Here is a 12713-nt window from a genome sequence, read left to right on the forward strand (position 1 = left end):
GCAATACTCAGCTATATAAACTTCTACCTTTTCCAGTATTGGATGTGTGATATACATTCTTGGTTTCACGCTATCTTCCCTCTTGTTAGGAATTTTTATTTCGAATTTTTATACCTTTCGTTATTAAATAAACTGCATAATATATCAGTTACTCGACAAAATTTTGATTTTTTCACTTACATCTCATTGTGTTACTTTAGTGTTTGCAAGTTACATACCGAGTTTGTTAGTGTACCAATTTTTTCTATTTTAATACTTATGTTATCTCCATCTTTTAGCCACACTTTTGGATTTCTGCCCATCCCAACACCCGGTGGTGTACCTGTTGCAATTAAATCGCCTGGTTTCAATGTCATTGACTGGGATAAAAATGAAATGATTTGGGGAACTGTGAAAATTAAATTATTTGTATTTGAGTTTTGCATAATTTCATCGTTAAGTTTTAGCGAAATCGATAGCTCATGAGGATTATCCACTTCATCACACGTAACAATTACGGGACCAATCGGAGCAAAAGTATCTGCTGTTTTGCCACGCGACCATTGACCATCCGCAAATTGCTGATCACGTGCACTAATATCATTCATAATTGTATAACCAAACACATAATTATTTGCCTCTTCTTCTGTTACACATTTCGCTTTTTTACCAATAACAACCACTAGTTCTGCTTCAAAATCCACTTCACTTGAATTAATTGGGATTTCAATAGAATCTTTTTCTCCGATAATTGCATTAGCGTATTTCGAGAAAATAACAGGAGATTTTGGTGGCTCCATGCCTGTCTCCTTACAATGATCAGTATAGTTTAGTCCAACACAGATGATTTTTTCCGGCTGTGAAATAGGGGGGAGAATATTGACTTCTGCAAGACTGAAGACAGCACTTTCATTTTCTTTTTGTTTTATCTTCTGTTCTGCCTGTAAGCGTAAGTTCTTGTTATTTTCAATAAATGTTTTTAAACAAGGTGGAAACTTCTTTTCATCAAGTAATGTCAAACTTATAACCTTATCGCCTTGCACGACTCCAAGGTGCTGCTTCGTTTTTGTAGCAAAAATAGCAAATTTCATATGTAATCTCTCTCCTTCTAATTCCACTAAAAACATATCTATTTTTAAAAAGGAGATTTCCAGTTTTGGAAATCTCCTTTTAATTTTATTTAGCTCCCCTTAATAAAAACTGTTTTAATCGCAGTATAAAATTCTTTCGCTGCTTCCCCTTGTTCACGTGAGCCTGAACTTGAACCTTTCATTCCTCCAAATGGTGCTTGGAGCTCTACTCCTGCACTTTCAGCGTTAATACGCACAAGCCCAACTTCAATTTCATCAATAAATTCAAGAATCGAATTGATATCCGAAGTGAAAATAGAAGCAGATAAACCATATTTTGTATTGTTTGCCGCCTCAATCGCTTCTGCTAAATCTTTCACCTTGATAAGAGCAATTACAGGACCGAAAATTTCTTCTTGTGAAATTGTCATTTCAGCTGTTGCTTCATCGAAGATTGCAGGCGTAACAAAGAATCCATTATCGTAGTTGCCCCCTGTCAATACTTCACCACCGTGAATAAGTTTAGCTCCTTCTTGCTTGCCGATTTCAACATATTCATTAAATGTATTAAATTGACTTTCACTTGCAGATGGTCCCATCCACACATCTTCTTCAAGACTATTTCCAACAGTTATTTTTTTAGTAGCTTCAACAAGTTTTTGTTTAAACTCTTCATATACTGCTTCTTCTACAACTACTCGGCTGGTTGCTGTACATTTTTGGCCGGAAGATTTAAATGCTCCACTAATGACAGCTTCTACAGCTTGTTCAACGTTTGCATTTTTTGTTACAATCGCAGGGTTTTTCCCCCCCATTTCAAGTTGGAATTTAATTCCTCGTGCAGCAGCCGATTTAGCCACATTCTGTCCCACTTGTTCTGAACCAGTAAAAGTAATTGCGTTCAATTTAGGATGATCGATTAATTTTTGTCCAATCACCGAACCTGAACCGGTAACAAAGTTAAAGACACCTTCTGGGAATCCAGCTTTCGCAAAACACTCTACTATTTTTGCAGCAGTAACAGCTGCTTCACTTGCTGGTTTGAAAACAATTGTGTTTCCATAAACTAGTGCCGGTGCAATTTTCCAAATTGGAATTGCTACAGGGAAGTTCCATGGTGTGATTACACCAACCACTCCAAGAGGCGTGCGTTTAGTGAACATTAATGCTTCGCTATCAGAAGATGGAATTACATCACCTTCTTTACGCATACCTTCAGCTGCATAATATCGAAGAATTGCAATCCCACGTGCGGTTTCCCCTTTTGCTTCAGGAAGTGTTTTCCCCATTTCTTTAGTCATGGATTCAGCGATTTCGTTCAGATTCTCTTCTAAAAGACTTGCAGTTTTGAATAGTAACTGTCCTCTCGCTGCCTGTCCAAGTTTACGCCACACTTTCTTCGCTTTATCTGCCGCCTCGACTGCTTTGTTTAATTCTTCTTCTGTAGAACTTTGAACATAGCCCATCGCTTCTTTTGTTGCTGGATTAATGCTTGTAATTAGTTTTCCAGATGCACTTTGTACCCATTCGTTGTTAATATAATTGCTATAATGTTCTTCTTTAATTGTAGTTTTCATAGTTTAATTAGCTCCTTTAAATTTAATATAGTTAGTATTTATATATCTATCGTTAATTAATGTGTGCTATTTTTTTACTTTGCAGTACAGGGTTTTTTAATACCCCGATACCAGGAATTTCGATTTCAATGCGATCTTTCTCGTTCAGCGTAAAGTCATTCGGAGGCACTATACATGTACCTGTAAGAAGTACTGTTCCATCAAAAATGGTGTTATCTAGAGTTAAATAATGAACAAGCTCCTCTAATTTTCGCTTTAGTTGATTGACTTGCGCATCCCCCTCAAAAACTAATTTTTCATCACGGTAAATACGGCAAATAATTTGTAATTCATAAGGGTCTGAAACTGCCTCTTTCAATAGAATTGAAGGTCCGATAGAGCATGAATTTTTCCAAACTTTTGCTTGTGGCAAGTAAAGTGGATTTTCCCCTTCAATATCACGGCAACTCATATCATTACCAGCAGTGTAACCTAGTATTGTCCCCTCTTTGTCAATGACCAATCCAAGTTCTGGTTCGGGAATCTGCCAATTAGAATCTGAACGCAAGTACACAGGTTCGTTTGGTCCGACAGTCCTTGCCGCAGTCGATTTGAAGAAGATTTCTGGACGTATAGCATCATATACTTTGTCATAAAAAGTTTCAGCATCCAGCTTGCCTTGAGTCGCTTCGTAGTTACGCGCTTCTTTACTTTTTTTGTATGTAACGCCTGCCGCCCATACTTCAGGAGCATCGATTGGTGTAGTTAAATCAATATCCTCAAGTGCTAGCTCTTCTCCATTTCCAATCAATTGTTTTACCATTTCGAACGTCGTTCTGTTATTACGACGAGCTTCCGCTACAAGAGTCATAAAATCCTTGTAGGGAAGGTCTATCACCTTGTTCTCTTCTGTCACTGCTGCTAATTGCTTGCCTGATTCTTTTACATAACGAATAATTCTCATACATATATTCCCCCGGAAGTTATAATTTTTAATACTATGTTTTGTTTCCTTTTAAATAATAAAAATAAAAATCATCAATCTACTAACTCAGATCGGAAGTCGTATCCTAATTTCTTGGATAACTCAGACGATGTAGCTTTTAAGCTTTCAATAATTTTTTCCAATTCTTTTTTCGTTAAATTGCTTGCAGTAGTTGAACTGCTGATTGCTGCTATAACATGTCCTGTATAATCTCGAATGGGAAGTGCTACGCAGTATACACCTGGCTCATTTTCTTCGTCATCTATCGCATATCCTTGCTTTCGGACCTTTTCCAATTCTATTAGAAAGGATTCCTCATTAGTTAAAGTGTTTTTTGTTTGTTTTGTGTACTCATAGCCATCCAATATTTTCTCTAATTCACTAGGATCTTTAAATGCTACAAGCGCTTTACCAACGCCACTGCTATGAATTGGTACTCTTCTTCCAATTCTAGAATATAAAATAGCAGCTTTAGCACTTTCAACTTTATCGATATATATACCTTCTTTTCCATCTAGAATAACAAGGTGTACTGTTCGTCCGGTCGATTTAGAGAGTTTAACCAATTGTTCTCTTGCTAATGATTGAAGATCTAAGTTTTGAATTACATAATGTCCTCGTTCAAACAGTTTCATACCAAGAAAATATTTGCCGTTTTCACTATTTTGTTCGATGTAATGGTGCTTTTGCAATGTTTTCAATAAAGAATGGACAGTACTTTTATGAAGATTCATTTTTTCAGTAATTTCTGTTAATTTAAGTTCTTTGTCATACTCATCAAATAAATCTAGAATCCGAAGTGCACGCTCCACTGATTGTATAATTGGCATATCGCTCATCCTTTTCTGTTCACTTAGTGTGATTTATCTCTCACTATAAGTGAACGATAAATCTCTATACCAAAGTTTATCACTAAGTAGGAACTTTTCCAGTTTCAACTGGTACTCCTAATCCTTCTGCGCCTTTTTCCGATGTTTTATAATCCGGAGCATAGCGATTAAGAAGATCAAGACCGATTTTCGCACGACGAACACGCTCTTTACATAATGCAATTGACGTACTTTCAAGGTGTGTCCCTGATGGATAAATATTCGGAGAATTTCTTAATCCGAATTTAATATAGACGGGTGCTGCAACTCGAATGATTTCAGCAATTTCATAATGTCGAATAAATCCCCCTACATCATCTGGAGCCTCAATGTAAATATCGATAGGAATATCGATGGCTTGGCGAATTTCTGATAGTTTCGCCAAAGTAAGATCTGTTGGAACATTGTAAGTATCAGCACCCGCATCTTGAATCAATTTAATAGAAACTGGATTTGATTGGGCCATTTGAACAGAAATTTTCACAATAAGATTGGAAGGAAGTTCTCCAGCTTTTTTAAACTCATTTATAAGAACTAATAATCCTTCATCTGCTACCAATATGCTACGAATTCCAAAGTGACATGCACGTTTAACGTCTTCAATCGCATATACCAGCTGATCCATCCCTTGAGAACGAAGTCCAGCAATCTTCCCATTACTCGCTAACTGCATTGGTGTAACATCGAAAGTTCCACGAGGTCCTACAAACAGACTGACTTCCAAATTTTCTCTGCGACCTATATCCGCCATTTGCTGTAATTCTTCATCCGTAAGTAACATAATGCCACTTCCCTGAGAAATGCGATGGATATAAATATTATACTTTTCACAGGCTTCGATCAATGCTTCAAATGAGGCTGGCCCTTCTACGCTTGGAAGTTCTATTCTATATTGAGCTCCATCCGGAAAGGTTTTTGTGGAGGTGGGCAAATCCTGCGTTCCACCGGTAGAATAACCTAGCTTTTCAATAAAATTACGTGTATTCTGCATTGAATTCTCTCCTTCATTTTATAAGAATCTCTTACATCTCACCTGCGCATTTCAATACCTATTAAAAACTTGTATACCCTTATCATTTGTAGTGATGATTTCTTCCGTAAATGGAAATTGTATATCCGTTTTATAATTAAAGAGAGCTTCTTCAGCAACAGCTTCTGGAACAACACCATTTGCCGCATCTGTATGCCCGACCATTCTATTGCTTGCAGCGACTAACCTTTGACGCTTGTTAATCTCTTTTAGCCTCTCTAAAGCTAGCTCCGATCTATTCTTTCTTGTTTTTTCAAATTCGAACTCCAATTTCCCTGCCTGCAATGCTTTTTCATCAACAAATTCGATTTTGCCTTCCCGTAAACTCAAATATAACAAGTCTCCAGTTTGAAGATACAGTATTCCTCCCCCATTTTTGGCTTCGGGTGTCATATGACCAATTGCTGCTCCATATGTAACTCCCGAGTATCGCCCATCGCTGATCAAAGTTGCAAGGCGCTTCAATTTACGATTTGCGTTGATATGCTGCATCGACGTAAACATTTCTGGCATCCCAAACGCTTCAGGTCCTTGTCCGGAAATAATCACAGCAATTTTTAAAACTGCTTCAGCAACCATCTTATCGAAAAGAGTATCGTAATCATCTTTATTCCATTCTTCGTAATCTTTTTCTGAATTTGCTCTTAAAAGTGCCAGTAAATTCTCATGGCTAAAGCTTCTATTTTCTTTGAGTTTCGTGATTAGATTGGCATCCAGCAAACTACGATTTGCCAAGTCTTCATTTTCAAAATAAAGGACTAATGCTACTTTCTTATCAAACTGCTCTAATTGAGGAGTAGGCATTCCACTAATTTTCACAACTGCACTTTCAAAGAAGTTACCTGTCAGTACGTCCACTCCACTGTATGGTCTTCTTGGTTTCGACAAAATCACTGGATTTTCTTTTATGTTGTCGGCCGGAAGACTTTCTGTTTTAACCAATCTAGATCTCCAAGTCCCCCCCGTAACAGTTGGAGAATCCACATCCATTGGCACTCCGTTTTCCATAAGTTCATAGAATAAACTTTCCATTCCTCGACTATCGCTATCACAACATTGCATTGCAAGTGAAAAAATATCTCGACCTTCAGTCAAGCTATAGTTGAATAAATCAGGAATAGGATGAGAGTGATGTATTTCATCTAAATCCCAAAGACTAAATTTATATCCTCCATATAGCATTCCTGCAACAATATGCATCATTAAATTCGTGGAACCACCCGAAGCACTGTGGATTCGGATGGCATTTCTAATATTCGTCGCCATAATATTAGCAGCTCCATATACCGGATCATTAATCATTGTCGCAAGACTATCTAGTGCTTTATTAACTTGAGATTGGTTTGGTGATTGCGTCAAAAGCTCTAGCTCTGGATGGACAAGACCCATCCCTGCTACTAGATGACGAGAGCTATTACCCGTCCCGTTAAAAGCACAAACGCCTCCGCTTCCATCACAAGTTGCAACCGCCAATCGTTTTTCATAATCTTTATGTGCCATTTTCGTGATGATGCCTCTGTCTGTTGCTCGTTCTAGTACTCCCTGAAAAGCAGTATTTGATGAACATTGCAAAATGTATGCCATCGCATCTCTTAAATCATCCGCAATATCTATAGCACCTTGAGATTCAGCACTCTTTGCTACTTCTTCCAACTCCGAAAAAAGTGTTGTTGGAATTGTCCCACCTTGTAAAACGTGCGCAGGCGCGAAAGTTGCAAAAAAAGGAGCCTCCCCGCGATATTGACGAATCCGATCCAAATGGACCAATGCACTAACAACACCAAGCGGCTGCTTATCACAACCTTGAATTACAAAGGCACCATGGTAGCTATGAGCTTCCATTTGATTTACGACCATTTGAGCAACTGCATTCCGACTTTGAAGAGAATAACTCATCCCTTGATTGCTTTGCGCCGTGCCATCACACATTACTGGTGTAGAAAAATAAAATGGTACGCCGCCATTTTGCCAAATGCGAATAGCTGCATGTGATGATGTTTTAAAATCCATTATATGTGCTGGGTGATCGGATGATCCTCCAATAATAGCAATTCTTGGCGCATTTTCTTCTAAACGATTATAAATTTCTTCTAGCGTCCAATCTGGAGGAGGACCGTCATATTCAGAACCTAAAGTTTGTTTTGAACGATCAAGCAATCCTGCAACAGTAATTGGTTCATTTGCCTTGCCTTGTACATTATCTCTATATGGATTCACATTATTGCTTATATTCGGATAAATACCCATTATGTCTACCTCCATTTAAAATTTTTGCTTATAATTCAGCTTAAAATCAACATTTCCGGAATATATAGTAACCATAAAAAGAATGGATAAAATTCGAATTTCAAAATACTTTTTGACTATTAATTTTAGAATGTAAACCTTGCAAATCTTAAAATCCCTTAATATTCATAAAGAAATAAGGGACGAACATTAAATTACCCGTCCCTTACTATCTCACCAAGCAATTAAAATTTATAAAATTATTGATTAGCTACAATTTCATCAATTGCAGTTAAGTATTCATCTACAATATCAGCGCCGATACTATCAGCATGTTGTTTGATAACCGGTTTTACAGTTGTTTGGAAACGTTCATGCTCTTCAGGAGTAACTTCTGTAAAAGTCATGCTTTCTTTCAATTTTTCTAGGCTCTCTTTTGCTACAGTACGATTGCGTTCACGATTATATTTACCCGCTTCAACTGCCGATTCACGAAGAATATCCTGTTGTTCAGGTGTGAATTCATCCCAAATTTGTTTACTGAATAAAAAGATAAACGGTGTATAGACGTGATTTGTATTTGAGATATGCTCTTGAACTTCCGAAAACTGACTCAAATCGATTGTAGGATATGGATTTTCCTGTCCATCGACTGTTCCTTGTTGCATAGCTGTAAACAATTCTGTAAATGCCATAGGTGTCGGGTTAGCTCCTAAAGCTTTCCATGCATCCAAATGGATTGCATTTTCCATTGTCCGGATTTTCAGACCATTAAGATCTTCAACGGTTGCAACAGGGCGAACATCGTTAGTTAAGTTACGGAATCCATTTTCCCACCAAGCTAGTCCTACAAGGCTTTGATCTTCAAGCATTGTAATCATTTTATCGCCAAATTCACCATCTAGTAACTCATCTGCAACTTCCTCATTTGCAATTGTAAATGGAAGGTCAAAGACTCCGTATTCAGGTATGAAGTTGACTAAAGGAGAAGTCGAAGGAACTGTGATATCTAATGATCCAAGCTGTAACATTTCGATTGCAGAACGGTCATCCCCAATTTGACCAGAATGATAAAGCTCCACATCAAAATCATCTGTTTTTGCTTCCACTAACTCTTTGAACTTTTCAATACCTTCATACTCAGGATGCTCATTATTAACCCCAATACTAACTCTTAGAGTTTGCTTTTCTCCATTAGATGCTGCTGCTTTCTCTGAACCACTTGATGTTGTTTCCCCGCCACATGCTGCTAGAAACAATGCAGATACCATAACTAAACTAAAAAACTTCTTTTTCATCAACATTCCCACCTCTCAGTAATTATTCTAATTGTGTTACTGTTAGAGCAAATTCTACCGAATTTACTCCCACCCCCTTTCAAGGTGCATATAAAGTACCTTCTCACCATAAAGACATGATTTTCAAAATATAAAACCTATAATAATGCTCTAAAAGCCGGATAGTAATTATTTCAGCGTGAGTTCGCTGTTATCTGTTTTCTTTTCAATCTTCATACTTTTTAATAATGAAGAAACTTTTTCAGGTAGATCCTTTGGATAGACATCAAATGGTGCACGGTGTCCAGTTTTCTCATTTAACCACCGTTGGTGAACTGCTTCCTTCATCGTAGTAAAGAATGATGGACAGAATTTGTAAAAGACCATTAAATCTGAAAGCACCTTATGATTCTTCTCCGCCTTACTTAAATCACCTTTCCGATAACTTTCAAATAAATCCACTGATATTTCCGGGGCAAAAACAGAGCTTCCATTGATACTGCCAGCCGATCCAACCATCAACGCTGGCAATACATGTTCATCAAATGCTGAGAAGACCATAAAATCTTTTCTCACTTTAGAAACTTCCGTAATCATTTCACGAATCTCTCCAATTTCACTTACCGTTTCTTTGATACCACAAATATTAGGATATTTAGTAGCCAATTCTTTTACTAGTTCAACTGATAGCGATTGTCCGCTGAAAGAAGGAATATTATAAAGAAGGACTGGTAATTTTGTGTTTTCAGCAATAATGGAGTAAAAATTGAACAATTGTTCTTCGCTTAAATGCCAGTAATACGGATTTACTACAAGAACACCATCTGCTCCATTTTCTTCCGCATGAGAGCATAACTCTAAAACATCTTTTAATGCAGTATGTCCGATCCCAACCAATACAGAAACTCGCTTATCGATGGTTTTTATCATTTCTGATACATAAATTTTTCTTTCTTTCATTGTTAGAGAAGTGAATTCTCCTGAGCTTCCCGCTAATAGCACGCCATTAATACCATGTTGAAGAAGTTGATTTATATATATTTTATTTAAATCTAAATCGAGATTTCCTTCTGTATCAAACAAGGTGACAACTGGGGGTATTATTCCGCTGAATTTTATATGAGTCCCTTCCTTTCAGTTACATATAATTATTAAAATAATTACTTAACTAAAATATTAGTGCTACATTATAGAACTTAGTTTTCATATAATGAATCTATTTAAAGTATAACTTTTAAATGTCAGAATTGTCAATCGATTTTACTAAAAATAATTCTAACTCCCTCATTACTTTTATCCCATCTACTATGTTCACTTTAAGTAAACTAAATATAGATAAAAGCTATATTTAATTACCAAACAACACGTTTCATTTTTCTGAAAAAACCAGCAAAATACTATTTGCTGGTTTTTAAATCTTTATAAATTTGTTTGTTAATAACCACTGTTCCTTCTGGTCCGCCCATAATTACCATGTCTACCATATCAAAAAATAAACCTGTCTCAATGACACCTATAAGTTGCTTTAATTTATTATGAAGATTTTCAGGATCTGGAATACTCTCAAAAGCACAGTCTAAGATATAATTGCCATTATCGGACACATAGACGCTTCCGTTTTCTTCTCTCAACACAGGTTTAGCACCTAATTCAACAATTTTATTAGCCGTCATCTGCCATCCAAATTGTAGAACTTCCACAGGTAAAGGGAATTTCCCCAATACATCTACCCTTTTGGACTGATCAGCCACAATAATAAGTTTTTTCGAGTGAGCATTAACTACTTTTTCCCTAACTAGAGAACCACCCCCACCTTTTATTAGGTGGAAGCTTGGATCTATTTCGTCTGCACCGTCGATTGCTAGATCTAAGAGCTGAACATCAGAAAAATCGGTAAGTGGAATTTTGAACTCTCTTGCCCAACTTTCTGTAAGCGAAGATGATGAAATACCGTTGACGTTTAACCCTTGCTCAACCAACTCACCTAATTTTTTTAACATCCAATAAACAGTACTACCCGACCCAAGCCCGACCAACATACCATCTTCTATATAATCAACTGCTTTTTCACCAGCCATTCTTTTAAATACATCTACCGACTCTTCCATTTATATAGTCTCCTCAAGATTGACTGAGATATCCAGCAACGTCTGCCATTGCTTCTACACAATCTTCTCCCACTGTACGAATATTCAAATGATCTCCATTACGCAACTGCAAAGTGATTAAACCAAGAAAACTTTTCAAATTGATTTCATATGGTGTCCCATTAATATTTTTCTTAAGATAAATCTCCGATTGAAATTTCTGCGTTGCTTTACTAACTTCAACAATTGTTACTTTATCTGAAATATTAACTACAATATCTTTCGTTAAGCTATTTTCCATAAAAGAGCCCCCTTAAGTTCTGTATATTTTAAGCTACTAGTTAGTATCTTGAATTACTTTATTGATAACCTATCACCATTCAGCAATAGAGCCATCTTTATGGCGCCATATGGGATTCTTCCAATCATGCCCTATCTCGGCTTGTGCACGGACGAAATCCTCATTGATTGACACGCCAAGTCCTGGTTTTTTCAACATATCAACATAGCCGTCTTTATACTCGAATACTGTTTTATCATGTAAATAATCTAGTAAATCACTCCCTTGATTATAGTGAATGCCTAGACTCTGTTCCTGTATAAAAACATTATGAGATGTTGCATCTACTTGTAGACAAGAAGCTAAAGCTATTGGTCCCAATGGACAATGTGGTGCAACCGCCACGTCATAAGCTTCTGCCATCGCAAAGATCTTTTTGCATTCTGTAATTCCCCCAGCGTGAGATAAATCCGGTTGAATAATGTCAACATAACCTTCTTGAAGAATTTTCTTAAAATCCCACTTTGAGAACATTCTCTCTCCTGTAGCGATTGGAATATTAGTTATACGTGCAATATCACGCAATGCTTCATTATTTTCAGGCAATACCGGTTCTTCAATAAACATCGGTCTGAATTGCTCTAGCTCTTTTACAAGGATTTTTGCCATTGGTTTGTGTACTCGACCATGAAAATCGATGCCGATTCCAATATAATCGCCTACCGCTTCCCGAACTGCCGCAATTCTAGATACTGCTTGATCGACTTTTTCATAGGAGTCGATGTATTGAAGTTCTTCTGTACCATTCATTTTTACCGCTGTGAAACCGGCTGTCACTGCATCTTTTGCAGCTTTACCAACATCATTAGGACGGTCTCCCCCAATCCATGAATAGACTCGGACAGAATCCCGAACAGCTCCCCCCATCAATTCAGAGATAGGTGCATTATAATATTTCCCCTTAATATCCCATAATGCTTGATCTATACCAGCAATAGCGCTCATTAAAATCGGTCCACCTCGATAAAATCCACCACGGTACATCACTTGCCACAAATCTTCAATTCGACTCGGATCTTGACCAATCAAATATCCGCCCATTTCTTCAACCGCAGCCTTCACTGTCTTGGCACGACCTTCTACAACAGGCTCTCCCCAGCCAGAAATCCCTTCGTCAGTCTCGATTTTTACAAACAACCATCTTGGTGGTACTATAAATGTTTCTATTTTAGTGATTTTCATAAAGTTACCTCCAATATTTTTATACTGTATAAGTTAATCTGCCAATATGTACTTGCTCATATCACGAACATCCTTCAGTCCTATTAAGTAGCTAACTAAAAACTTGATTCTA

At 37.1% G+C, this 12713-nt stretch carries 11 protein-coding genes; all 11 read right to left on the reverse strand.

The features are described 5' to 3' along the window. Window positions 1-191: 191 nt before the first annotated feature. The gene (locus tag BBI08_RS16340) at window positions 192-1106 is read right to left on the reverse strand and encodes a fumarylacetoacetate hydrolase family protein (protein WP_237146555.1); all 915 of its coding nucleotides are present in this window, start codon (window positions 1104-1106) and stop codon (window positions 192-194) included. 53 nt (window positions 1107-1159) lie between these two features. Then, entirely contained in the window at window positions 1160-2626 is a 1467-nt protein-coding gene (gene gucD / locus BBI08_RS16345; protein ID WP_065528346.1) for an alpha-ketoglutaric semialdehyde dehydrogenase GucD, read from the reverse strand. A gap of 52 nt (window positions 2627-2678) precedes the next feature. Continuing rightward, the gene (locus BBI08_RS16350; protein WP_065528347.1) at window positions 2679-3569 is read right to left on the reverse strand and encodes a fumarylacetoacetate hydrolase family protein; all 891 of its coding nucleotides are present in this window, start codon (window positions 3567-3569) and stop codon (window positions 2679-2681) included. Between the two features lie 74 nt (window positions 3570-3643). After that, window positions 3644-4420, reverse strand: a complete 777-nt coding sequence (locus tag BBI08_RS16355; protein WP_065528348.1) for an IclR family transcriptional regulator — start codon at window positions 4418-4420, stop codon at window positions 3644-3646. Between the two features lie 82 nt (window positions 4421-4502). Beyond that, the gene (locus tag BBI08_RS16360) at window positions 4503-5450 is read right to left on the reverse strand and encodes a U32 family peptidase (RefSeq protein ID WP_008497567.1); all 948 of its coding nucleotides are present in this window, start codon (window positions 5448-5450) and stop codon (window positions 4503-4505) included. Between the two features lie 51 nt (window positions 5451-5501). Then, window positions 5502-7736, reverse strand: a complete 2235-nt coding sequence (locus tag BBI08_RS16365; protein WP_008497568.1) for a dihydroxy-acid dehydratase domain-containing protein — start codon at window positions 7734-7736, stop codon at window positions 5502-5504. Between the two features lie 239 nt (window positions 7737-7975). After that, on the reverse strand, window positions 7976-9013 hold the full coding sequence (locus tag BBI08_RS16370; RefSeq protein ID WP_008497569.1) for a TRAP transporter substrate-binding protein: 1038 nt from the start codon (window positions 9011-9013) through the stop codon (window positions 7976-7978). A 168-nt stretch (window positions 9014-9181) separates the two neighbouring features. After that, window positions 9182-10111, reverse strand: a complete 930-nt coding sequence (locus tag BBI08_RS16375) for a dihydrodipicolinate synthase family protein (RefSeq protein ID WP_040850799.1) — start codon at window positions 10109-10111, stop codon at window positions 9182-9184. Between the two features lie 278 nt (window positions 10112-10389). Further along, window positions 10390-11100: a ribose-5-phosphate isomerase RpiA gene (rpiA, locus tag BBI08_RS16380; protein ID WP_065528349.1), complete on the reverse strand. Its 711-nt coding sequence runs from the start codon at window positions 11098-11100 to the stop codon at window positions 10390-10392. A gap of 13 nt (window positions 11101-11113) precedes the next feature. After that, window positions 11114-11380, reverse strand: coding sequence for an HPr family phosphocarrier protein (locus BBI08_RS16385; RefSeq protein ID WP_008497573.1), 267 nt, complete (start codon window positions 11378-11380; stop codon window positions 11114-11116). A gap of 72 nt (window positions 11381-11452) precedes the next feature. Further along, on the reverse strand, window positions 11453-12601 hold the full coding sequence (gene dgoD / locus BBI08_RS16390) for a galactonate dehydratase (protein ID WP_008497574.1): 1149 nt from the start codon (window positions 12599-12601) through the stop codon (window positions 11453-11455). Between the last annotated feature and the right edge of the window lie 112 nt (window positions 12602-12713).

The sequence above is a fragment of the Planococcus halocryophilus genome (assembly GCF_001687585.2).
Classification (GTDB): domain Bacteria; phylum Bacillota; class Bacilli; order Bacillales_A; family Planococcaceae; genus Planococcus; species Planococcus halocryophilus.